16 protein-coding genes are annotated in these 24,255 nt (G+C 65.5%); 8 read left to right on the forward strand and 8 right to left on the reverse strand.

From position 1 onward, the window contains the following. Positions 1-116: 116 nt before the first annotated feature. The 3 genes from QZM72_RS02780 (at position 117) to QZM72_RS02790 (ending at position 3,463) form a co-directional block, all read left to right on the forward strand. A complete protein-coding gene (locus QZM72_RS02780) occupies positions 117-776 on the forward strand; it encodes an OmpA family protein (RefSeq protein WP_301737081.1) in 660 nt (219 codons plus the stop codon). A 424-nt stretch (positions 777-1,200) separates the two neighbouring features. Next, on the forward strand, positions 1,201-2,508 hold the full coding sequence (locus QZM72_RS02785; protein ID WP_089471487.1) for a dicarboxylate/amino acid:cation symporter: 1,308 nt from the start codon (positions 1,201-1,203) through the stop codon (positions 2,506-2,508). A 13-nt stretch (positions 2,509-2,521) separates the two neighbouring features. Next, on the forward strand, positions 2,522-3,463 hold the full coding sequence (locus tag QZM72_RS02790; RefSeq protein ID WP_301737082.1) for an amino acid ABC transporter substrate-binding protein: 942 nt from the start codon (positions 2,522-2,524) through the stop codon (positions 3,461-3,463). A gap of 89 nt (positions 3,464-3,552) precedes the next feature. Here the strand turns inward: QZM72_RS02790 and uvrA are convergent, their stop codons facing one another. Continuing rightward, positions 3,553-9,447: an excinuclease ABC subunit UvrA gene (gene uvrA, locus QZM72_RS02795; protein WP_301737083.1), complete on the reverse strand. Its 5,895-nt coding sequence runs from the start codon at positions 9,445-9,447 to the stop codon at positions 3,553-3,555. A gap of 467 nt (positions 9,448-9,914) precedes the next feature. On the opposite strand from uvrA, the gene QZM72_RS02800 reads away from it, so the two are divergent. Next, positions 9,915-10,655 (forward strand): response regulator transcription factor, encoded by a 741-nt coding sequence (locus QZM72_RS02800; RefSeq protein ID WP_301737084.1) that lies wholly within the window; start codon positions 9,915-9,917, stop codon positions 10,653-10,655. Between the two features lie 163 nt (positions 10,656-10,818). On the opposite strand, the gene QZM72_RS02805 is transcribed toward QZM72_RS02800, so the two are convergent. Then, positions 10,819-12,525 (reverse strand): HAMP domain-containing sensor histidine kinase, encoded by a 1,707-nt coding sequence (locus tag QZM72_RS02805; protein WP_301737085.1) that lies wholly within the window; start codon positions 12,523-12,525, stop codon positions 10,819-10,821. A 591-nt stretch (positions 12,526-13,116) separates the two neighbouring features. On the opposite strand from QZM72_RS02805, the gene QZM72_RS02810 reads away from it, so the two are divergent. Next, positions 13,117-13,887 (forward strand): EAL domain-containing protein, encoded by a 771-nt coding sequence (locus QZM72_RS02810; RefSeq protein ID WP_301737086.1) that lies wholly within the window; start codon positions 13,117-13,119, stop codon positions 13,885-13,887. A 92-nt stretch (positions 13,888-13,979) separates the two neighbouring features. Here QZM72_RS02810 and QZM72_RS02815 read toward each other — a convergent pair whose 3' ends face one another. From QZM72_RS02815 to QZM72_RS02835, 5 genes are all read right to left on the reverse strand, one after another. Beyond that, entirely contained in the window at positions 13,980-14,972 is a 993-nt protein-coding gene (locus QZM72_RS02815) for a beta-ketoacyl-ACP synthase III (RefSeq protein ID WP_301737087.1), read from the reverse strand. Between the two features lie 66 nt (positions 14,973-15,038). Continuing rightward, positions 15,039-15,368, reverse strand: a complete 330-nt coding sequence (locus QZM72_RS02820; protein ID WP_301737088.1) for an acyl carrier protein — start codon at positions 15,366-15,368, stop codon at positions 15,039-15,041. Between the two features lie 88 nt (positions 15,369-15,456). Next, positions 15,457-19,335: a type I polyketide synthase gene (locus QZM72_RS02825; RefSeq protein WP_301737089.1), complete on the reverse strand. Its 3,879-nt coding sequence runs from the start codon at positions 19,333-19,335 to the stop codon at positions 15,457-15,459. 32 nt (positions 19,336-19,367) lie between these two features. Further along, positions 19,368-20,624, reverse strand: a complete 1,257-nt coding sequence (gene ccrA / locus QZM72_RS02830) for a crotonyl-CoA carboxylase/reductase (RefSeq protein ID WP_256979840.1) — start codon at positions 20,622-20,624, stop codon at positions 19,368-19,370. A 68-nt stretch (positions 20,625-20,692) separates the two neighbouring features. Next, positions 20,693-21,451, reverse strand: coding sequence for an SDR family NAD(P)-dependent oxidoreductase (locus tag QZM72_RS02835; protein WP_301737090.1), 759 nt, complete (start codon positions 21,449-21,451; stop codon positions 20,693-20,695). A 254-nt stretch (positions 21,452-21,705) separates the two neighbouring features. On the opposite strand from QZM72_RS02835, the gene QZM72_RS02840 reads away from it, so the two are divergent. After that, positions 21,706-22,743, forward strand: coding sequence for a carboxymuconolactone decarboxylase family protein (locus tag QZM72_RS02840; RefSeq protein WP_301737091.1), 1,038 nt, complete (start codon positions 21,706-21,708; stop codon positions 22,741-22,743). A gap of 58 nt (positions 22,744-22,801) precedes the next feature. Beyond that, positions 22,802-23,272: a MaoC family dehydratase gene (locus QZM72_RS02845; RefSeq protein ID WP_089471498.1), complete on the forward strand. Its 471-nt coding sequence runs from the start codon at positions 22,802-22,804 to the stop codon at positions 23,270-23,272. A 129-nt stretch (positions 23,273-23,401) separates the two neighbouring features. Here QZM72_RS02845 and QZM72_RS02850 read toward each other — a convergent pair whose 3' ends face one another. Continuing rightward, on the reverse strand, positions 23,402-23,617 hold the full coding sequence (locus QZM72_RS02850) for a DUF3820 family protein (RefSeq protein ID WP_089471499.1): 216 nt from the start codon (positions 23,615-23,617) through the stop codon (positions 23,402-23,404). 212 nt (positions 23,618-23,829) lie between these two features. On the opposite strand from QZM72_RS02850, the gene QZM72_RS02855 reads away from it, so the two are divergent. Next, positions 23,830-24,018 carry a hypothetical protein gene (locus QZM72_RS02855; protein WP_089471500.1) on the forward strand — a complete coding sequence of 63 codons (189 nt, stop codon included), beginning with the start codon at positions 23,830-23,832 and terminating at the stop codon, positions 24,016-24,018. Positions 24,019-24,255: the final 237 nt, after the last annotated feature.

Raw genomic sequence — 24,255 nt, forward strand, 5'->3', positions numbered from 1 at the left:
CTGGGCTGCTCGCGGCGTGCGTCGCGACGGCGGTCGCAATGACGGGATGCGCGGTGCCCCACACGCCGCCCCGGTTTCCGGACGCCGCGTCCGCGTCGCCCGCCGGCGGCACGTTCGTGAACGTCGCGAACCTGCGCAACGTCGGTACGGGCCTCAACAAGGACCAGCTCTACGAGCTCATCGGGCCGCCTCAGTTTCACGAGTGGTTCGTGGGCAGTCATGTCTGGAACTACTTGTTCGACTTCCGCCGCGGCGACACGGTGGTGTCCTGCCAGTACCAGATACAGTTCGACAGGAACATGCGCGTGAGCGCGACGTACTGGCGCGATCCGCAGTGCGCGGACTTCGTACGGGACGCAGCGCCGGCGGCGTCCGTCGCCGCCGGGCCCGCACCGCTCGAACAGTTCACGATCGGCGGCGAGGCGCTGTTTCCCTTTGCGAAGTCGAGCGTCGATTCGATGCTGCCGGGCGGCCGTGCCGAGCTGGACGCCGCGATCGCGAAGATCCGCGCCGAAGCCAGCATGACGAACATCGACGTGGTCGGCCACACCGATCGCATCGGTTCGGACGAAAGCAACCATGCGCTGGCGCTGGCGCGAGCGGAAACCGTGAAACGCTATCTGGTGACGCACGGCATCGACGCCGCACGCATTCGGGCCGAAGGCGTTGGATCGTCGCAACCGGTATCGCATTGCCCGCCCGGTGAAACGCCCGCCGTCATCTCGTGCTTGCAGAAAGACCGGCGCGTGACCATTACGGTGTACGGGCAGCGCTGAGTTTGGGCTTCCGGGCGCGTGGTTGCACGAACGCGCCCATTCGCTGACCGCCGGAATCGTCCGGCTCGCGGCACGGGCGGGCGATTTCGCACGCGCGTGCCCGAGCCTCGGGCACATGACGACTGCAACATCGCGGCAACGCAGCGTCCGCGGTCGATGGGCACCGGACAGGCGAACATGGCGACGCGGCGCCCGGCACCCCGATCCAGCAGCCTCCGAACAGGCGATGTGCTGCTCCGCACAAACCGGCAACGGGTTGCGCCAGCTTCGGGCCCGAAGCGCCACCGGCGCCCTCGCCGATCGCCCGATCGGCCGCGACCCGGCGCTAGCGCAAACCCGAACCCGGTTGCACTGTTCATCGCGATTCTGGTCCTGTATCGTCGTCCCATCCTCGATTGCGAAACCGCTGCATGGGAGGCGCACGATGCGAAAAAAGAATGCTGCAGCCGTCTGGATCCTGATCGCGATGGTGGCAGGCATCGCGATCGGCTACATGGTCTTCACGAGCTTTCCGGACAAGAAGGCCGCCGCCGAAGTCGCCGGGTACATCTCGCTCGTCTCCGACGTGTTCCTGCGGCTGATCAAGATGGTGATCGGGCCGCTCGTCTTCTCCACGCTGGTCGTCGGCATCGCGCACATGGGCGACGCGGCCTCGGTCGGGCGCGTATTCGCCAAATCGATCACCTGGTTCGTCACCGCGTCGCTGGTCTCGCTGCTGCTCGGGTTGCTGATGGCGAACCTGCTGCGGCCCGGCGACAATCTCGGCTTGCCGCTGCCGGACATCGGCGCATCCGCGAACCTCGCGACGTCCAAGTTCACGCTGAAGGATTTCGTCGGCCACATGGTGCCGAAGTCGTTCGCCGAGGCGATGGCGAACAACGAAATCCTGCAGATCGTCGTGTTCTCAATGTTCTTCGGCGTCGCGCTCGCCGCGCTCGGCGATCGCGGCAAGGTCCTCATCGCCGCGATCGACCAGTTGTCGCACGTGATGCTCAAGATCACCGGCTACGTGATGAAGCTCGCGCCGCTCGCGGTGATGGCCGCGATGGCCGCCACCGTCGCGGTCAACGGGCTGTCGGTACTGCTGAAGTTCGCCGTGTTCATGGGTGACTTCTATCTCAGCCTGTTCCTGCTCTGGGCATTGCTCGTCTGTGCGGGACTATTGTTCCTCGGCCGTCGCGTGTTCAAGCTGCTCGTGCTGATCAAGGAAGCGTTCATGCTGTCGTTCGCGACGGCGAGCTCCGAAGCCGCGTACCCGAAGATCCTCGACGCGCTCGACCGTTTCGGCGTGAAGCGCAAGATCTCGAGCTTCGTGATGCCGATGGGCTATTCGTTCAACCTCGACGGCTCGATGATGTACTGCACGTTCGCGTCGCTGTTCATCGCGCAGGCGTACAACATGCACCTGTCGCTCGGCACGCAGATCACGATGCTGCTCGTGCTGATGCTCACGTCGAAAGGGATGGCCGGCGTGCCGCGTGCATCGCTCGTCGTGATCGCGGCCACGCTGCACCAGTTCGGGCTGCCGGAGGCCGGGCTGCTGCTGATTCTCGGCGTCGACACGTTCCTCGACATGGGCCGCTCGGCCACGAACGCGGTGGGCAATTCGATCGCGAGCGCGGTGGTCGCGAAATGGGAAGGCCAACTGCTGTCGGAAGCGGAAGCCGAAGCCAACGCGGCGCGCATCGAAGCGGAGCAGGAAGCGACGATCGCCCATCCGACCGAAGCCTGACGGAGGCCCCCCGATGAAGATGCAGCGATTCTGGCGTGCGCTCGTGCTCGCGGGCCTGCTTGCCGCGGGCGCAACGGCTCACGCGGAAGATGCGCCCTCGACGCCGCCGCGCGCCGAGCCGTTCGCGCCGGCCCAACTGACCGGCACGCTCGCGAAAGTGCGCGGCAGCGGCACGATCGCGCTCGGCTATCGCGACGCGTCGATCCCGTTCTCGTACCTGAACGCGCGCAACCAGCCGATCGGCTATTCGATCGAGCTGTGCAAGGCGCTCGTGTCGTCGATCGAGGATGCGATCAACCAGAGTCTGACGATCCGCTGGGTGCCGGTCACGTCCGACAACCGCATCGACGCGGTGGTCAGCGGCAAGGTCGATCTGGAGTGCGGCTCCACGACCAGCAACCTCGAGCGCCAGAAGCGCGTGGCGTTCTCGCCGATCTTCTTCGTGGCCGGCACGAAAGTGATGGTGAAACGCGGCACGCCGATCCGCTCGTTCCGCGATCTCGCGGGCAAGAAAGTCGCAGTGACGGCCGGTACGACCAACGAGAAGGCGCTGCGCGACCTGAACGACCGGTTCAGGCTCGGGATCCAGCTACAGGTGGTGCCCGATCATGCACAGGGCTTCGCGCTCGTCGCGAACGGCAGCGCCGACGCATTCGCGACGGACGACGTGCTGCTGTACGGCCTGATTGCAGAGAATGCGAGCAAGGGCGGCCAGTACGACGTGGTGGGCGATTTTCTATCCTACGACCCGTACGGCATCATGTTCCGCAAGGACGATCCGCAGCTCGCGCAGGTCGTGAAAACCACGTTCCAGGAGCTGGCCGCCGACGGCGAGATCGCGCGTCAGTACAAGCGCTGGTTTCTGCGCCCGCTTCCGTCGGGCTTGAGTCTCAACCTGCCGATGAGCCCGCAACTGGAGACCCTCATCGAGGCGATCGGCGTCAACGCGAATTGAGCGCGGCGCCATCGTCGACATGAATGACGAACGAGAACGGCCCCGATGCCCTCACCATGCACCGGGGCCGCCCGCCGGAGGCAACGCGTTCAGCCGACCCGCGCCGTGCCCTGCTGCTCCGCCTCGGCGTCTTCGCCGGCCGTTCGCGCCAGCACCGGCTGCAGCGCCTGCCCGGTATGGCTCGCGCTCACCTTCGCGAGCGCTTCGGGCGGCGCCGCCGCGACGATCGTACCGCCGCCCACGCCGCCTTCCGGGCCGAGATCGATGATCCAGTCGGCTTCCGCGATCACGTCGAGGTCGTGCTCGATCACGACGACGCTATGCCCCGCATCGACCAGCCGGTGCAGCACGCGAATCAGCTTCGCGACGTCGGCCATGTGCAGGCCGACCGTCGGCTCGTCGAGCACGTACAGCGTGTGCGGCGCCTTCTGGCCGCGCCGCGTGATGTCGTCGCGCACCTTCGTCAGCTCGGTGACGAGCTTGATGCGCTGCGCCTCGCCGCCGGACAGCGTCGGCGACGGCTGGCCGAGCGTCAGGTAGCCGAGCCCGACGTCCTTCATCAGTTGCAGCGGATGCGCGATGTTCGAGATCGGCGCGAAGAATTCCACCGCCTCGTCGATCTCCATCGTCAGCACGTCGCCGATGTTCCGGCCGCGCCACGTGACGGCGAGCGTTTCCGGATTGAAGCGCTGCCCGTGGCACACGTCGCACGGCACCTTCACGTCGGGCAGGAAGCTCATGCCGATCGTGCGCACCCCCTGCCCTTCGCAGGCCGGGCAACGCCCGTCGCCGGTATTGAACGAGAAACGCGACGCCGTATAGCCGCGGGCGCGCGCTTCGAGCGTATCGGCGAACAGCTTGCGGATCGTGTCCCACACGCCGATATAGGTCGCCGGGCACGAACGCGGCGTCTTGCCGATCGGCGTCTGATCGACTTCGAGCACACGGTCGATCTGCTCCCAGCCGCTCAGCGACTCGCAGCCCTGCCACGCATGCGTGACGTTCAGCGACGGCCGCGGTGCGCTGCGCGCGAGCACGCTCGAGCGGCGATTGGTGGCCGGCGCGTCCTGCTGCGCGGCCTTGCGCGCGCGCCGCGTGGCCGGCGACGACAGCACCGAGCGGCCGACCGCGTCGAGCAGGTTCGTCATCAGCACGTCGCGCGCGAGCGTCGACTTGCCCGAACCGCTGACACCCGTCACCGCGACGAGCCGCGCGAGCGGAATGCCGACCGTGACGTCGCGCAGGTTGTGCAGCCTCGCGCCATGCACGGTCAGCCACGCTTCCGGCACGGCTTCACCGCCCTTCTTGCCCGGCAGGCTCACGCTGCGGCGCGGCTGCAGCGGATGCAGCATCGGCTGCGCGAGCAGACGCCCCGTCACCGAATCCGGCTGCGCGGCGAGATCGGCGACCGCGCCTTGCGCGACCAGCGTGCCGCCGCGCTTGCCGGCGCCCGGGCCGACGTCGATGATGTGATCCGCGCGGCGGATCGTGTCCTCGTCATGCTCGACGACGACCAGCGTATTGCCCTTGTCGCCGAGCTTGCGCAACGCGTCGAGCAGGATCTGGTTGTCGCGCGGATGCAGGCCGATCGTCGGCTCGTCGAGCACGTAGCACACGCCCTGCAGGTTGCTGCCGAGCTGCGCGGCCAGCCGGATCCGCTGCGCTTCGCCGCCCGACAGGCTCGGCGCCGCGCGATCGAGGCTCAGGTAGCCGAGGCCGACTTCCTCGAGAAACGCGAGGCGGCTGCCGATCTCGCTGACGATGTCGCGCGCGATCTGCGCGTCGCGCCCGGTGAGTTCGAGCGCGTCGATCCAGCGGCGCGTGTCCGACACCGTCCACTGCGCGACCTCGACGATCGGATGCGCGTCGAACGTGACCGCGCGCGCGGACGGGTTCAGCCGCGTGCCGTGGCAATCCGGACACGGCTCGTTGCCGACGCCTTCCGGTTCCTGCTCGTCCGACGGCAAGGTTTGCTCGCGGCCGCGATCGTCGCCGGCGAGCACCGTGTCGTCGTATGCGGCGCGCTGCTCGCGCGTGAGCGTGACGCCGGTGCCGACGCAGGTCGTGCACCAGCCGTGCTTGCTGTTGTACGAGAACATCCGCGGATCGAGCTCCGGATAGCTCGTGCCGCATACCGGGCACGCGCGCTTGACCGACAGCACCTTGACCGCGCCGACCTGCGCGGTCGAACGATCGTTCTGCATCGCGTGATGCAGCCCGTCGAGCGGCGCGAGCAGATGCATCACGCCCTTGCCGAGTTCGAGCGTCTCGTCGAGCCCGCGCCGCAACTCGGCCTCGTTGTCGGGCGACACGACGATATCGGCCACCGGCAATTCGATCGTGTGCTCGCGGAAGCGGTCGAGCTTCGGCCACGGATCGACCGTGACGAATTCGCCGTCGACGCGCAGATGCGTGCTGCCGCGCGCCTTCGCCCACTTCGCGAGATCCGTATACACGCCCTTGCGATTGACGACGAGCGGCGCGAGCAGCCCGACGTGTTCGCCGCGATGATCGCGCAGCAGTTGCGCGGCGATCGATTCGACGGACTGCGACGTGACCGGCGTGCCGTCGTGGATGCAGTGCTGCAGGCCGAGCTTCACGTACAGCAGCCGCAGGAAGTGCCACACCTCGGACGTGGTCGCGACCGTGCTCTTGCGTCCGCCGCGCGACAGCCGCTGCTCGATCGCAACGGTCGGCGGAATGCCGTACACCGCGTCTACCTCGGGGCGGCCGGCCGGTTGCACGATCGAGCGCGCATATGCGTTCAGCGATTCGAGGTAGCGGCGCTGGCCTTCGTGGAACAGGATGTCGAACGCGAGCGTCGACTTGCCGGACCCCGACACGCCGGTGATCACGTTGAACTTGCCGTGCGGGATGTTGACGTCGAGCGCCTTCAGGTTGTGCTCGCGCGCGTTGACGATCCGCACGACGTCCTCGCCTTCGACCGCACGGCGCGCGCGCGCCGCATTCAGCACGGCCTGCAGCGGCACGCCTTCGTCGGCGCGCACGGCTTCGCCGTCCATCTCGCGGTCGTACTGCAACAGCGCCACGCCGGTATGCGATTCGACGCAGGCCTTCACGTCGTCGGGCGTGCCCGCGCACAGCACGAGGCCGCCGCCGTCGCCGCCTTCCGGGCCGAGATCGACCAGCCAGTCGGCCGCGCGGATCACGTCGAGGTTGTGCTCGATCACGATCAGCGAATGGCCGGCCGCGAGCAGCTTGCCGAACGCCTGCATCAGCTTCGCGATGTCGTCGAAGTGCAGCCCGGTGGTCGGTTCGTCGAACATGAACAGCTTCGTGCGTGCGATGCGCGCCTCTTCCGTCGCGACCCGGCGCCCGTTGGCCACCGCCGCCGATTCGGCGAGGAAGCCGGCGAGCTTCAGGCGCTGCGCTTCGCCGCCCGACAGCGTCGGCACCGGCTGGCCGAGCTTCACGTATTCGAGGCCGACGTCGACGATCGGCTGCAGCACGCGCAGCACCTCGGCATCGGCCGCGAAGAACGCGGCCGCTTCGCTGACGGTGAGATCGAGCACGTCGGCGACGTTCAGCGCGCGGCCGTCGCGCTCGATGCGCACTTCGAGGATTTCGGCACGATAGCGACTGCCGTCGCAGTCCGGGCAACGCAGGTAGACGTCGCTCAGGAACTGCATTTCGATATGTTCGAAGCCCGAGCCGCCGCAGGTCGGGCAACGGCCGTCGCCCGAATTGAAGCTGAACGTGCCCGCGCCGTAGCCGCGCTGCAACGCGAGCGGCGCCTTCGCGAACAGCTTGCGGATTTCGTCGAACGCGCCGACGTAGCTCGCCGGGTTCGAGCGCGTGGTCTTGCCGATCGGCGACTGGTCGACGAACACGACGTCGCCGACCTGGTCGGCACCCGTCAGGCTGCGGTACGCGCCCGGCGATTCGGTCGCCTTGCCGTGGTGCCGCGCCATCGCCGGATACAGCACGTCCTGCAGCAGTGTGGATTTGCCGGAGCCGGACACACCCGTCACGCAGACGAGCCGCTGCAGCGGAATCTCGACCGTCACGTCGCGCAGGTTGTGCTCGGTCGCGCCTTCGAGCACGATGCGCGGCGTGTTCGCGTCGACCGGGCGACGCGCCCAGTTCGACGCATGCGCGACCTGCTTGCGGCCGCCGAGATACTCGCCCGTCAGCGTGTGCGTCGAGCGGATGTCGCCGGGCGTGCCGTCGTACACGATCGTGCCGCCGCGCTCGCCCGGGCCGGGCCCCATGTCGATCAATCGATCGGCCGCGAGCATCACCGACGGATCGTGCTCAACGACGACCAGCGTATTGCCCGCATCGCGCAGCCGCTGCATCGCCTCGACGATCCGCGTGAGATCGCGCGGATGCAGCCCGATGCTCGGCTCGTCGAGCACGAACAGGGTTTTCGTGAGCGACGTGCCGAGCGCGGTCGTCAGGTTGATCCGCTGCACCTCGCCGCCCGACAGCGTGCGGCTCTGGCGATCGAGCGTCAGGTAGCCGAGCCCGACGTCGCACAGGTATTTCAGGCGCGTGCGCACTTCGGCGAGCAACAGCTTCAATGCATCGTCGAGCAGCGCGCTCGGCAGCACGATTTCGTCGAAGAAACGCCGGATGCGCTCGATCGGCAGCAGCATCAGGTCGTGCACCGTCAGGCCCGGCAGCGCTTCGAGCTGCGCGCGGCTCCAGTCGACCCCGCGCGGCATGAAGCGAGCGGCCGGCGCGAGCACGCCGTCGGCATTCTCTTTCGAGCCGAGCCGCCATTGCAGCGATTCCGTCTTCAGGCGCGCACCGCCGCACACGTCGCACGGCGTGTAGCTGCGGTATTTCGACAGCAGCACGCGGATGTGCATCTTGTACGCCTTCGATTCGAGATAGCCGAAGAAGCGCTTCACGCCGTACCACTGGCTCTGCCACTTGCCGTTCCAGTCCGGCGAGCCGTTGACGACCCAGTCGCGCTCGGCATCCGTCAACTCGGACCACGCCACGTCGCGCCGGATGCCGGCCTTCGCCGCGTAGCGCATCAGGTCGTCCTGACACTCTTTCCATGCGGGAGTTTGCATCGGCTTGATCGCGCCGCCGCGCAGCGTCTTGCGCGCGTCGGGAATCACGAGGCCGAGATCGACGCCGATCACGCGGCCGAAGCCGCGGCAGGTTTCGCACGCGCCGTACGCCGAGTTGAACGAGAACAGCGCCGCTTGCGGCTCCGCGTAGCGCAGATCGCTGTCGGGATCGTGGAGCCCGGTGGAGAAGCGCCAGATCGACGGCTCCGCCGTCGCGTTTTCCGCTTCCGGCGCCAGCACGTACACGTTCACACGGCCACCGCCGCGCTTCAGCGACGCCTCGATCGCCTCCACCACCCGCACCTTGTCGGCCTGCTGCACGCGGAAGCGGTCGGCCACCACGTCGAGCACCTTGCGCGGCCCGGTGGACGACGCGACTTCGCGCTGCGCCTGCACGCGCGTGTAGCCGCTTGCCGACAGCCACTGCGCGATTTCCTCGTCGGACACCGCTTCCGGCAATTCGACCGGGAACGTGACGACGACGCGCGGATCGGCCGCCTGCGTGCGCGCGACGAGTTCCGCGTAGATCGTTTCAGGCGTGTCGTGCCGCACCTGCCGCGCGGTCTTGCGGTCGAACAGCTCGGCCGCGCGCGCGTACAGCAGCTTCAGGTGATCGTTCAGCTCGGTCATCGTGCCCACGGTCGAGCGCGAACTGCGGACCGGGTTGGTCTGGTCGATCGCGATCGCGGGCGGCACGCCGTCGACGCGCTCGACCTGCGGGCGATCCATGCGGTCGAGGAACTGCCGCGCATACGCGCTGAAGGTTTCGACGTAGCGCCGCTGGCCTTCCGCGTACAGCGTGTCGAACACGAGACTCGATTTGCCGGAGCCCGACGGGCCGGTGACGACCGTCATTTCGCCGGTGCGCAGGTCGAGATCGAGATTCTTGAGGTTGTGCTGACGTGCTCCGCGAATGCGGATCAGATTGCTGGATGACAATTTGCCTGCCCGTCTGAATGAGTTAGCCGGAATTCACGGTGCCGGAACGCTGCGGCGGATGCCCGCAGGCGCGGCGCACGAGCCGCAAGGGCTGGACCTGTGCGGCGCGAGTTCGACGGATACTATACTGTATATTCATACAGTTTTCCATCGCCGCCGTCACTCGGCGAAACAGCCAGGCGATCGCGCGGGTCGGTTTCCGTCCGATGGCCCCAAGCCGCGCTTGCCGCCCCAAAAAGCACCTGCCTGGCAAGTAAAAAATTCGCGAAATAAAACACGTTTCGTCTCTTTTTACCTCCGATGAAATTTGTCCGACGAATTCACAAAATGTCACAATCGCATCCATTCCTGATGCTTTATATTCCCTAACCGTTGTTCCAGACGGACCAAAAAGCAAACGTTTGCCTGCTCGCCGCCCGATATTTTGCAGGCGCCGGTCGACAGGCTGATCACGTTAGTCGGGGTGCATGATGCGCATACTGGTGGTAGAGGATGATCCCGTTCAGGCCGAGGAAGTCCAGAGCGCGCTGGCTCCGTACCGTCACACGATCAAGGTCGTCGTCGACGGCGAACAGGCGTTGCGGTTCCTGCGATCCCAGTCCGTCGACGCGGTCGTGCTCGACTGGCACTTGCCCAGCATGACCGGAATCGAAGTGCTGAACTGGATTCGCACGCGCGCCGACATCGAATACGGCGTGCTGTTCCTGACCAGCCGGATCCAGGAACTCGATGTCGTCAGAGCGCTGGAGGCGGGTGCCGACGACTATCTGACCAAGCCGTTTCGCGCGGAGGAGCTCGCGGCACGCGTCAACGCGCTGTTGCGCCGCGTCGCGCGCAACGTGAAGCGCGACGAGCCGATCCGCGCGGGCGAGTACGTGCTGGATCCGGTGGAACGCGCGGTCCGGCTGCGCGACAGCAAGATCGAACTGACGACCAAGGAATTCCAGCTCGTCACGTGCCTGTTTCAGAACCTCGGCAAGATCATGTCGCGGGAGCTGCTCGCAACGACGGCGTGGGGGCGCGAATTGGGCACGGAATCGCGTTCGCTCGATACGCATATCTACCGGATCCGGCAAAAGCTGAAGCTCGGCATCGAAAACGGCTTGCGACTGTCGGCGATCTATACGCTCGGCTATCGGCTGGATCAGACCAAGGCGACGATCGACGCCCCTTGCGACACCCGGGTGCTGGCCGAGGATCGGGCGTGAGCACGCGTCGCATATCGTAGGGAGCGTTGCCCGCGGGACGGCGCAGTGCATCGCATGCCGCGCCTGGGTATGGCTTCATCGCGTTCTGGGCGTCGCGACGATCGGCCGGCGGCGCCCATCCCGTTTTCCGTTCGCGCGACGCCGGAACACAGCCGCACCGCGATCAGTTTCCCAACGCGGCATCATGGTCGTGCCTCGACAGAAACATCAGGAACGTCGTCCCTTCGCCGAGCTTCGATCGGACCTGCAGCTTTCCGCCGAGCGAATCCACCACCGTCTTCACGAATGCCAGGCCGAGCCCATGCCCGGACATCGACGCATGCCCGTCCAGCTGCGTGAATTCCCGGAACAGCTTTTCCTGATCCCGTTCGGATATGCCCGTTCCGTAATCGGTGACGGCGATCTTCACGTGCCGATCCGTGGCGGACAACTCGACGTCGACCATCGACGCTTCCCGCCCGAACTTGATCGCATTGCCGATCAGATTGACGAACGCGCGTCGCAGCAACTGCACGTCGGCGATCGTGCTGAGCCCCGGCTCCGCCGTCAGATTGACCGTCGTGAATTTCGCGCTTGCCTGCGGCAGCAGATCGTCCACGGCATCCCCCAGCACCAGCGCAGGATCGACTTCGGCGAGCTTCGGCGGTAGGTTCTCGGCCTTGGCCAGGAACAGGAAATCGTCGGACAGGCTGAGCGCACGCGTCGCATACTGCGACACCAGTTCCGCAAATCGCTGCGGCGTATACCGCGACGGGTCGCGCTGCATCTGGGAAACCAGCGCGAGGATGGAGGCCTGCGGCGATCGCATGTCGTGCGACAGGAAGCGCAGCGCCATGTCCCGCTGCCGCTCGGCCATCCGTACCGACGAGACATCCGCGACATGGAACACCAGCGCGCCCTCGCCATAAAACGATGGACGGATCAGCGCGCACTTGATCAACAACGACAGACCGTCGCGCGCATTGGCTATCTCGATGCCTTGATCGAACTGGGATTTCGTTCGTGCCGATAGCGCGTCGCCATCCGGCCAGTGATCGAGCGACGCCAGCGCCTGCGCGGCAAACTCGTTGGCCCGGTGCGACCCCGTGATCTGGAACAGCACGTCCGAAACCGCGCGTCCTACCGGCGAGTTCCCCGCCCGCGAATGCGCATCGCGATCCGCGCACAAGGACATCACGCGCGCGTTCGCGAGCAGCACGATTCCGGTAGCCGACGCGATCAGCGTCGCCTCCGGCAGACTGTCGACCCACGCGTCGCTCAGCGCGCGATACCGGCGCACTTGCGTGTCCAGCATCGCAACGCGATTCAACTGCCGCTGAACCGGATCCATGCAATGCCCGGCCCGGACAGGCTTCGCATGCAGCACGGGTTCGGCCGTCATCCGGTTCGTCAGCAGCGCAGTGAAGCGCAACAAGGCTTCCAGACGTCGCCACGACCATAGCAGGTAAGCGAGTACGCAGATCGACATGCCGGTCGTGGGCGGCATGATCCGGCCTTGCCAGGTGAAGATGGCGAAGGCGGTCGCCGCAATCGCGCTCGACATCCCCATCGCCGCGCACAAGCCGGCGGAAGGACCGAGCCTGTAAAGCAGCGTGCAAACCGCTGCAACGATCAGCTCGTTGAACAGCAGTTCAGCGGCGATACCCAAGCGGCCGGGCATCGCTGGCCCGAAAAAGACCTCGTCGACACGCTGCAATGCGTGTGTCTCCGTCAAGATCAGGCAAATCAGCATGAGCGCCAACGTCAGCCCTACCCACTCGATTGCAAGGTTCGACAGCGCATGCTCGGGCACCTGCCCGCCCTCGTCACATGAACGGGGCCGTCGCGGCCCAATCAATCTTCCGAACATGTCAATCAGATGATGCTCCATCAATATCGCATTGGGCAACATTTGAAACGACCGAATCAAACGTCACAGATCCCCCGACCCTAATACATAAAACGATACAAGAAAATTTTAATTGAATTAATTTGTTTTTTTATAGATGCCTTAGTTTAATAAACCAACAATCATACCAACCCGATATCATTACTTTAAGATAAATCGCCAGACAAATAAAGAACCACTCTCAGTTAGCCAATTGTATTACATTTGGATATTAATTGAAATTGATTTCAATTGAAGTTGAAATGGAAATCAACATTTTTGGCATCCAACCACGGCTTTTTATGCCGATCAATATTGCGATCCAAAGCTTACCTCCTCACCCCGACACCAAAAAACCCATCACGTTTCAGATCAAAAAAATTCACAAAGGCCGCCATGCCGACCATAAAACATATACCAGACAAAGATCACGCATTCGACATCAATTCCGTTAAACAAATTTACATTTGATCACTTTTCGATATTGAAAATTTCAGTCCCGCTCCATAGAATTGGTCGATCAAACGACGAAGCCATCGCCTCCATCGGCCTGCATAAATGTTCACAAACAGCACATTTGCGTCAAACCATCCATTGAACGATGCCGAACGGGGACTTCGTCAGGACGAATTCTTTTTCCTGCTGCAGCCGAAATTCTCGTTGCAGGCATACCGGCTGTCCGGCTTCGAGTGTCTGATGCGCTGGCGACATCCCGAGCGCGGCGTACTGGAACCGGTGTCGTTCCTCAGCGTGATCGAGGACTCGTTCCTTGCCGCACGGTTCACCGACCTTCTCACCCGGCACGCGACGCGCACGCTCGCGCAGTGGAGGGCGGCCGGATACGACGAATTGGCGCTTGCGATCAATTTGTCGCCGCTGGAACTCGGACATACGGATTTTCCCGATCAACTGGCTACGCTGCTGAAATCGCACGGAATCGATCCGTACCGTTTCGAGATCGAACTGACCGACGTCGTGCCGCCGGCCCGGCTCGACTGGCTGGTAGAAGCCATCCACGCGGTGCAGGCGATTGGCGTGCGTGTCGCGCTCGACGACTTCGGCGCCGGCTTCAACTCGTTGACGCTGCTGCAGCAATTGCCTGTGGACATCGTCAAGTTCGATCGCTCGCTGATCCGCGACGTGCTGCAGAACGGCGAATCCACACGTGTGCTCGAAACCCTGGTGCATCTTGCAAAAGGTCATGGCAAGCAGATCGTGATTACCGGCATCGAGACGGCAGAGCAACTCGAATGGGCCAGCACGCTGCCCGGTGTCGAGGGCCAGGGCTTCTACCTTGGCGAACCGCTGTGCGCAGCCGACGTCGATGGTTTCATTGCGAGCCGCCAGCGCAGCCCCCTCGCGTAGACAGGCATGGCGGCCGCCCTGCCCGCCCCATGCGCAACGCGCCGGCAGGTTCGGGCAGGTCACACGATTCCAATGTGAAAGCGGACCGCTATCTACCACCGGATCAACGCCGAACCCCACGTAAAACCCGATCCCATCGCCGGCGTCAGAATCAGGTCGTTCTCCTTTATCCGTCCGTCGGACACGGCGTCGCTCAGCGCCAGCGGAATGGACGCGGCCGACGTATTCCCGTGCTTGCCGACGGTGAGCACGACTTTCTCCATCGGCAGATTCAATTTGACGCCGAGCGTCTGCACGATGCGCTGATTCGCCTGATGCGGCACGATCCAGTCGACATCGTCCTGGGTCAAGCCTTGCGACGCGAGCGCTTCCTCCGACGCTTCGGCGAGGTTGACGACGGCATGCAGGAACACGTCGCGCCCTTCCAGATGCATCTTGCCGGCGCCCTGCGTCGACGATACGCCACCGTCCGTGTGAATCTTGTCGTGATACCGGCCGTCGGAGTGCAGATGCGTGGTGAGAACGCCGCGCGGCGCGTCGCCGTCGCGCCGCTCGCCGCGCAGCGCCACCGCGCCCGCGCCGTCACCGAACAGCACGCAGGTGTTGCGATCCTGCCAGTCCACGATGCGCGACATCGTCTCCGCGCCGATCACGAGCGCGGTGCGCACCTGCCCGAGCCGGATCATGTTGTCGGCGACCGACAGTGCGTAGACGAAGCCCGAACAAACGGCCTGCACGTCGAACGCCGCGCCGCGCTGCATGCCGATTGCCTGCTGGACACGCACGGCCGTCGCGGGCATCGTGCGATCGGGCGTGCAGGTCGCGAGCACGATCAGATCGACGTCGGCGCCACCGAGGCCGGCCTGTTTCAGCGCGGCCTTGGCCGCGCCGATCGCGAAATCGGACGTATGCTCGCCGCTCGCCGCGATACGACGCTCCTTGATACCGGTGCGCTGCGTGATCCACTCGTCCGACGTGTCCACCAAGCGCGCGATGTCATGATTCGTCATCCGCTGCTCGGGAAGCGCCGAGCCGCAACCGACGACGCGCGAAATCCTGTTGTCCGCGCGAGTGATGTCCGCCATCTTCCGTACTCCGGTGAAGATCGATAAGGCGCCGGGCGACCGACCGATCGCAGCCGGCGCACGCCGTTACCAGTTACCCGCGCTCGCGCTTTCGCCGGGCGCCGTGTCGGCGGCGGCGTCCTGTCCGCCCAGCGACACGAGGTGTTCGGCCAGCGACATGAAGGTCGGGTAATCGTAGAGCACCGTGTCGTCGATCTTGATCTTGAGCCGCTCTTCGAGGAAGAACGCGAGTTCGACCGAATGCATGGAATCGAATCCCGCGTCGGCGAAGGTCTGGTCGAGATCGGTCGGTACCTGGAGATTGTTCGCTTCAGCCCACTCCTGGATCCACGCGAGAATGGTCTGTGCGGTCGCGGGGGATCCGCTCACGTTTGCAGCTTGAAGTTGGTCGCTCATGGCATCGATCTCCTACTGTGGGATTGAGAAAGAAAGGCGCGGCACGGACCGGGCCTCGTATGAGTGGAAGGGTTGAAGCCGGCACACGCTAGGTGGACGCCGCCCGTGCGAGCGAGTCGGCCACCCCATCCGCGGTGCCGGCGCCGCCGCCGAAGCAATCCGCGACGCGCCGCGCCGAGGGCTCGCGCACGATCGAGTTGTGATCGTCGTCGAACACGCTCACCGTGATGTCGCCGTGCGTGAGCAGCCGCAAGCTCTCCGTCGCCTGCGCGCCCGACGGGTTGCCCGGCGTGCGCGCCGCAAGCGCGTACGCAATGCGCGTGTGCACCTGTTGCGGCCGGTGACGCGCGAGCGCCAGCGCACTGGCCGCGTGCAGCCGTGCGATATGCGCGAACATCGCGGGGTCCGCCCGCCGCCGTACGTCGCCGAGGTAAAAGTCGCGATCGAGCATCGCATCGAAGCGCGGATCGGCGAGCCATGATTCGACGACCTGCGTGACCTCCACGGCCGAAAATTCGCCATCGAGCTCGCGCAGCCGCATCGCGAATTCGCCGTCGTGGAACGGGCTGTCGACGATCATCAACGGCGGCGCGGCAAGCCCCTGCGCTTCCCACTGCGCAGCCATCTCGTGCGCGACGATGCCACCGAACGACCAACCGCCCAGCAGGGCCGGCAGCTTGCCGTGCGCCGCGAGCAGCGCCGCACGATAGCGCGACGCCAGTTGCCCGATCGAAAGATACGTCGGTGCGCGCCCCGGGTCCGCATACGGATGGCGGACCGCGACGATCGTCGGATCGCCGGGCCACACGGCGGCCAGATCCTGATAGCAGAGCACGTTTCCGCCGACCGGATGCACGAGCGCGACGAGCGGCCCGGCGCCCGTACGCAGCGTGACGACGAGCTCGCGCTCGTCCGCCTCGGCGGGCTCCGGCTGCGCAATGTGCGCTCGGATTTCCGTATCCGGCGCGTGGTCGTGCGACGCGACCAGCCACGCTGCAAGCGACGACAGCGACGCGCCGCGCGCGAGCATCGAAACCGGCGGCATCCGGCCGAATTGCTGTTGAAGGCGCACGCGCAGTTCGGTCAACGCCAGCGAATCCAGGCCCTGACCGACGAGCGAAACGCCGTCCGCGAGGGTGACGTTATCGGCTGCGACAGCCGCCGCCATGGCACGCAACGTCGCAAGCACCTGCCCCGTATTCGCACGAGCAATCGCATCGCCGACGCCGGACGCTTGCGGCGCCGCTGGCCCGCGTGCGTCGTTCGCCACGACGTCGTGCCGCTGCGGGCGCGACGCCGAGCCCGCAGCCGCGCGAGACGGGAACGGCAACTCGAAGCGCTCGGCCTCGAACGGATAGCCCGGCGCTTCGGCCGGCCGCGGCGCGTTGCCATACAGGCGGCTCCACGCGATCTTCTGCCCGACGCTGTAAAGACGCGCGCAGCCGTGCGCAAAGCCGGTCGATTCCGTTTCATCGTCGCCTTCCGGCCCGTCGGCGAGCGACGAGATCGCGCATTGCCAATCGCCGCCGGCGACCGCGCGCGCGAGCTTGGCAAGCGCCGCACCGGGCCCCACTTCGACGAACAGCGTCTTGCCGTCGGATGCGGCGACCAGCGCATCGTGAAAGCGCACCGGCTGCTCCACGAGATCGAGCCAGTGCTCGACCTCGGCGATCGCGTCCGTCGCGCGTTCGCCGGTGAGCGTGGAAACGATCGGAATCGACGGCGACGCAAATTTCAGCGGTTCGAGCGCGCGACGAAACGCGTCGCGCATCGACCGCAACATCGGCGAATGGCCCGGCGTGTCGTAGGTCTTGAGCAGCGACACGCGCCTGCCGGCCGCGATCATCGCGTCCTGAACCTGGGCGACTGCGGCCTTCGTCCCGCTCACGACGGTTTGCCCGGGCCCGTTGATGCCGGCCACGAACAGGTCCGTGCCGAACGTGAAGCGTGCGGCCAGCTCGTCGGCGCCGGCGGCGACCGCGAGCATTGCGCCGGTAGGCGTCGCCGTGTCGAACAGCCGGCCACGCGCCTCCACGGCCTTGAGACCGTCGCCGAGCGACATCACGCCGCCGATCACGGCCGCCACATGCTCGCCGAGCGAATGCCCGATCAGCAGGTCGGGCCGCACGCCGAGGTCCGTCCATGTACGAGCCAGCGCGTAACACACGATGAAATGCGCGAGCTGGCCCGGATGATGGCGCACCGCGTCAGCGGTACGGCCGTGGATCGCGTCGATAACCTCGCGCGCCGTCCCGGCGTCGAGCTGGCCGATGCACGCATCCGCATGCTTGCGGAACAAACCGTTCCCGGCGTACAGATTCGCCCCGATGCCGGGCTGCCACGCCCCTTGGCCGGGAATCAGAAACGCCACGCGGCGTTGCGCCGGTTGCTCGCCCGCATGCCATTGCCCGGTCGGATCCGCCGCGAGAAACGCGTCGAGCGCCGCGACCAGTTCCTCCCTGGTCGAACCGACCACCGCGACGCGATGATCGAAGTGATCGCGCCGCACGCTCGACGTATGGCACGCATCGCGCAGCGACGTGCGCGTGTCCGCGAGCCACGCGCGCCATGCGGAGGCGGCGCGCCGGCGTGCCTCCGGCGATCGTCCGGACAGCGTCAGCACGCGTTCCCGCGCGACTTGCGCGGCGGTATCGGGTGTCGCGTCCGGCGCGGCAAGGATCAGATGGACGTTCGTGCCGGTGATGCCGAAGCCGCTCACGCCGACCAACGCGTCGCCTTCGTCGAGCGGCATACCTTCGCGCGGAATCTCGAGCTGCGCGCCTTCCCATTGAAAACGCGGGTTCGGCGTCGCGAAGTTCACCTGCGCCGGCACGTGTCGATGACGGAGGATCAGCATTGTCTTGATGAAGCCGGCCATGCCGGCCGCGCCCTCCAGATGGCCCAGTTGCGACTTGACGGAGCCCACCAGGACCGGTTTGTCGCGCATGACGTTGCGCGCATAGACGTTGCGCAGTGCGGAGAGCTCGATCGGATCGCCGAGTGCGGTGCCCGTGCCGTGCGCTTCCACGTACGCAACGGCTTCCGGACGGATACCCGCGCGAGCCAGCGCGCGACGGATGACAGCCTCCTGCGCCGCGCCGTTGGGCGCCGTGAGGCCGTTGCTCGCGCCGTCGCTGTTGACGGCCGAGGCCACCAGCACGGCATCGATACGATCGCCGTGCGAGCGCGCATCGTCCAGTCGCTTCATCACGAGCGCCCCACCGCCTTCGCCGCGAATATAGCCGTCGGCGTTCGCATCGAATGGACGGCACTGGCCGGACGCCGACATCGCCTGGAGGCGCGCGACGCCGATCGTTTCCTCCGGCCCGAGGATCAGGTTCACGCCGCCGGCGATCGCCACGTCGCATTCGCCAGCCTGCAGGCTCTGCGCGGCAAGATGGATCGCGACGAGCGACGACGAGCACGTCGTGTCGACGAAGATCGCGGGCCCGCTCAGGCCCAGCACGTGCGCGACGCGGCCCGGCGCCATCGCGCGCAGATTGCCGAGCTTCGAATACGTGGTGATTCGCTCAGGATCGCCCGACCATACCGTGCGCCGGCCGTAGTCGGCTTCGCCGGTCGTCATGAAAACGCCGACGTTCCTGCCGCGCAGCTGCCCCGGCGCGATGCCGGCGTTTTCGAGCGCGGCCCATGCGAGTTCGAGCATCCAGCGCTGCTGCGGATCCATCTCCATCGCCTCGGCCGCCGAAGTGCGGAAGAGCTTGCGGTCGAAGCAAAAGGGATCGTCGACGTGGCCGGCCACGCGCGAATACGTGGTGCCGGGTTCATGCGGATCGGATGAATAAAATGCGTCGATATCGAACCGCTCGCGCGGTGTTTCGCGGATCGCGGTGCGGCCCGAATTCAGCAGCGTCCAATAGCTCGATGCACACGACGCGCCCCCGGGAAAGCGGCACGACATGCCGATGACGGCGACGCGTCTCGCCTCTGTAGTTGACCGGTCCATACCGTTCTCTCAGCAAGAAGAATGCTTCGTGGCTAGTGGCGACGCGCGGCGTCGAGATCGTCGCGACTGCTCGCCTGGACCAGCACCGCCATGTTGCCCGGCAGGTGTTCGTTCGCGCGGATCTTCGCGTGCGCGTCCGGCAGGCGGTTCCACGGGAACACTTCCGACAGGCACGGATCGATCTTGCCGCTCATCACGAGCCGGTTCGCTTGCGCCGCTTCCTTGAGGCTCGCGAAGTGACTGCCCTGGATACGCTTCTGCCGCATCCATACGTAACGTGCGTCGCAGGTCAGGTCGTAGCCGCTCGTCGCCGCACAGAACACGACCATGCCCCCGCGCTTCACGACATAGCAGGACGGCGCGAAGGTGTTGCGGCCCGGGTGTTCGAACACCATGTCGACGTCGCGCCTTTCGCCGAGCGCGTCCCAGATCGCCTTGCCGAACTTCTTCATGCTGTCGACATAGGCCGCGTACGTCTCTTTTTCATCGACGGACGGCGGCGCGCCCCAGCACGAAAAGTTCGAGCGGTTGATCACGCCGACCGCGCCGAGGCGCTTGACGAATTCCACCTTCGAATCGTCGGAGACCACTGCGACGGGGCGGGCGCCGGCCAGCGCCGCAAGCTGGATCGCCATCGTGCCCAATCCGCCTGCCGCGCCCCATACGAGCACCGACTGGCCCGGCGACAGCACGTGCGGCTTGTGTCCGAACAGCATCCGGTATGCGGTGGCCAGCGTGAGCGTGTAGCACGCGCTCGCGGCCCACGTGAGATGCTTCGGGCGCGGCATCAGCTGCGTGGACTGGACGCGAGCGAACTGCGCGAACGAGCCATGGGATGTTTCGTAACCCCAGATGCGCTGAGACGGCGACAGCATCGGATCGCCGCCGTTGCATTCCTCGTCGTCGCCGTCGACCTGCGAGCAATGCGCGACCACCTCGTCGCCGACCTTCCACTTCTTCACGTTCGAACCGACGGCCCAGACGATGCCCGCGGCATCCGACCCGGTGACGTGATACGGATCGTCGTGCAGGTCGAGCACCGAGAACGGCTGGCCGAGCGCTGCCCACACGCCGTTGTAGTTGACGCCCGCCGCCATCACGAGAATCAGCACGTCGTTGGGGCCGACCGACGGCACGTCGACGATTTCCTTCGTGAACGCGCGCTGGGGCTCACCGTGATTCTCGCGGCGAATCGTCCATGCATGCATTTTCGCGGGTACGACGCCCAGCGGAATCGGGCTGCCGATCTCGAACAACTCAGACTGGTCACGTCGCGCTTCGACAACCATATCCAACACTTTGGCATCCATATTGATATCCATACGAGAGTTGATTCGATCGAGATGACGCTCTCGGCTCACGCCGCGACCATTCCCCCATCCACCGACAGCGCAGTGCCCGTCATGAACGAGGACTCCTCGCTCGCAAGGAACAGGACCGCCTTCGCAATTTCGTCTTCGGTCCCCAGGCGGCCTACCGGATGAAATGCCTTGATCTGGTCGGTCATGCCGGTCTCGCCGAGAAACTTCTCGACCATCGCCGTCGCGACGAATGCGGGGCAAATCGCATTGACGCGGATATTCTGCTTCGCATATTCGAGCGCAGCCGCCTTCGTCAAGCCGAGAATGCCGGCCTTCGACGCGTGATACGCGCAGCCGCCGAATGCCGATGCCACGATGCCGTAAGTGGACGACATATTGACGATCGCGCCGCCCCCCGCCTTCAGCATTTCCGGAATTTCGTATTTCATCGACAGGAACATCCCTTTCAGGTTGATGCCCACGACGAAATCCCAGCTCGCCTCGTCGGTATCGGCCACCGGCTTGCCGAACGACTCGACGCCGGCATTATTGAAGGCGACATCGAGGCGACCGAATTCGCTTACCGTTCGCGCAACCGCATTCGCGCAATCGTCGGCGCGGGAGACATCGGTCTTCACGAACACCGCCTTCCCGCCCGATCTGCGAATTGCCTCGACGACGGCCAGCCCCTCGTCGGTACGGCGCGATGCAATCGCGACATGCGCGCCTTCCGCCGCCAGCCGCAACGCCGTGACGCGACCGATACCCGAACTCCCGCCGGTCACGAGGGCGACCTTATCTTGAAATCTCGACACTGAACTCTCCCGGTTGCGTTGATACGACGGATTCCTTATCGCCATCCGTCAATCCATTCCGCCTGTGTGAACCCAATCGCCATCTCGTAGACGGGACGATTCTAGACGGCGAAAACCGGGCGAAGTTGAAAGTTCATAAAAGTTCAAATTTGATTTTCCGGCACGCGAATATCATCCGGAACGTCAGTCCTTTCAGCGTTCAACCGAATCGATTTGCCATGCATGCGAAAACGATCTCCAGACATGAACTCGGCATGTCCGTCATCCATGCCATCGGCGACGACGGCTTCAGCGCGCTGAGTGCGGCGCTCGACAGCCTGGATCCGGATTTCAGGCGGCTACTCATCGAAGGCGCTTATGCGGATATCATTGCCCGCCCCAATCTGTCGCTGAAAAACCGCGAACTGGTTACCGTCGCGGTGCTGACCACGATGGGTAATGCCGATTCCGCGCTCAGATACCACGCAGGCGGCATGTTGAACACTGGCTGGACGCCCGAGGCGCTGCTGGAAACGGTGTTGCAGACCCTCGACTACGCAGGGGTATCGGTGGCGATGGCCGGCGTGCTCCACGTCGCGGCTTTGCTGCGGGAGCGTGGCGTTGGCGTCGACCTCGTGGTCGATCTTGTCGAAGGGTGCGATTCCGCGCTCGCCTACCTGCTGCAGCGTCGACAGCGGCCGTTCGATGCGCTGACGCCCAAGGAGCGCGGACTCGCAACGCTCGCAATCGTCATCGCGCTCGAAAATCGGCACGACGCGGTCCGCCAGCACTTGAAGGCCTGTCTCGATTTCGGCTGGACGCGCAGCGAACTGACCGAGGTATTGATTCAACTCACCGGCTATATCGGCTGGCCGCTCGTGCTGCCAGTGTCGCGCATTGCGCTTGCCGTGTTCGATACGGCAAATGCCGTCACTGCGCCGGAAGCGCCGGAACGCGGCATCGACGCGCCCCTCACCTACGCCGATATGTCACACGAACTCCGCCGTTGCGTCGACGCGCTTCAAGCGTCGATGTCGCAGCCGGCTTCGATCGAATACGCGAAGGCACAGCATCTGACGGCCATCGCCTGCCTGACCTGCCTCGCCCGCAATGCCGACGTCGACGCACTCGCGGCTCACATGCGCGGGGCGCTGTCGCTCGGCGCATCGCAGCGCGAAATCGTGGCCGCCATCGTCGGCGCATTGCCTCACGCCGGTGTACCGGCCGCGCAATGGGCGCTTGACTCGGCGAATCGATTGTTCGCGTCGCTGGATGCGCGCGCGGCACCGCGGCACGAAAGCGCTGCGGCCTAAGCGAGCGACGACGCTCGCCCCTCCAACACGACGTGTACGAACGATACGGGAACAGACGATGAACGACGAAGGCGGATACGATCTCGAGGATCTCATCCCGGGCATGAGCGCGCGGTTCCTGAAAACACTGTCCGAGCGCGACGTTTTTCTCTTCGCAAGCGCGTCGGGCGACAAGAATCCGGTGCACCTCGACGACGCCTATGCGAAGCGGACCCGATTCGGCGGCCGCATTGCCCACGGCATGCTGTCCGCGTCGGTGATATCGGCGGCAATTGCGACGCGCCTTCCCGGCCCGGGTTCGATCTATCTGTCGCAGGATCTGCAGTTCCGGCGCCCGGTGAAGCTCGGCGAAACGGTTTGCGCGACCGTGACGGTCAAGGAGATTCTCGCGAGCCGACGGCGGGTCGTGCTGGAAACCCGCTGCGAAGTGAACGGGCTCGTCGTGGTGGAAGGCACGGCGGTCGTCATGCCGACGAACACCGCGGAGCGACGGAAAGACGCGGCGAACGTACAAGGTCAGGAAGTTTGACGGCGGGCCCGGATGAGGCAGGCGGCCTGCTCCGGCACCGGGCGACTCGTTCCGTCATGCGGTCAACGACTCCGAAGCCTGCCGCCGCGCAGTCGACGCTTCGGGGGACCGACCCGGCGTGACGCCGCGCTAAGCGGGTTTACGCAGCGGCTCCAGCAGGTGCCGCAGGCCGTTATGGTCGATCTCGTGCATCAGCGCGAGCTGCCGGCCGAGTTCACCGCGCGGGAAGCCTTCGCGAGCCAGCCAGTTGAGGTACGGTCCGGGCAGGTCCGCAATGAGCCGGCCCTGGTATTTTCCGAAGGGCATGGTGACGGCGACAAGGCATTCAAGATCGGGGGCGCGCATGCGCGTATTGTGCACGGCTTTCGACGCCCGCGCGCGTCACGGCCCGGCCGCGCACTCGCCGTTCCAAGCCGGTCCACGGCCGCGAATCCGGCCCTTCACGGCAGGCCGAATCGACAAGCCGGCCCTGATTGACGGCCGGGAGTCGCGTCGGCCGCCGGCTTGCTTCACGCCTGCTAGACTGGAATCTCTCCCTGCAAACCCTGGAGGGAATCATGATGTCCATCTACGTCGTGAAGACCGGCGAACAGTTCCTGTGCACCGCCGAGGACGGCGATATCGGCATGGCGCCCGCCATCGAAGATGCCGCCTCCTTCGGTTCGTATGACGAAGCCGAGAAAGCCGCGAGCGCGCATGCCGACCCGGGTTACGAGATCGTCGCCGTCTGCGTGATCGGGCACTGAGTGCCGTCAATCCACGGGCCGCGGTGCGGAAAGCGATCCGCGTGCCGAACGCCGGTCGCCGTGCGGCCGCGTCCGTGCGACGGGCACCGCATGCCCCGGGCCGCAGCAAACGCATCCGCCTTCAGCCCGTATCGGCCTGATCCGCGAGAACACCGCGCGCGCCGCCGGCATCGATACACCGCCCGGCGGCTCGCATGAAGTCGCTCACTCCTTTTCGGCGGGCGACCGGTTTTGCCG

Origin of the sequence: Burkholderia sp. AU45388, from assembly GCF_030481585.1 — a bacterium.
Taxonomy (GTDB): domain Bacteria; phylum Pseudomonadota; class Gammaproteobacteria; order Burkholderiales; family Burkholderiaceae; genus Burkholderia; species Burkholderia sola.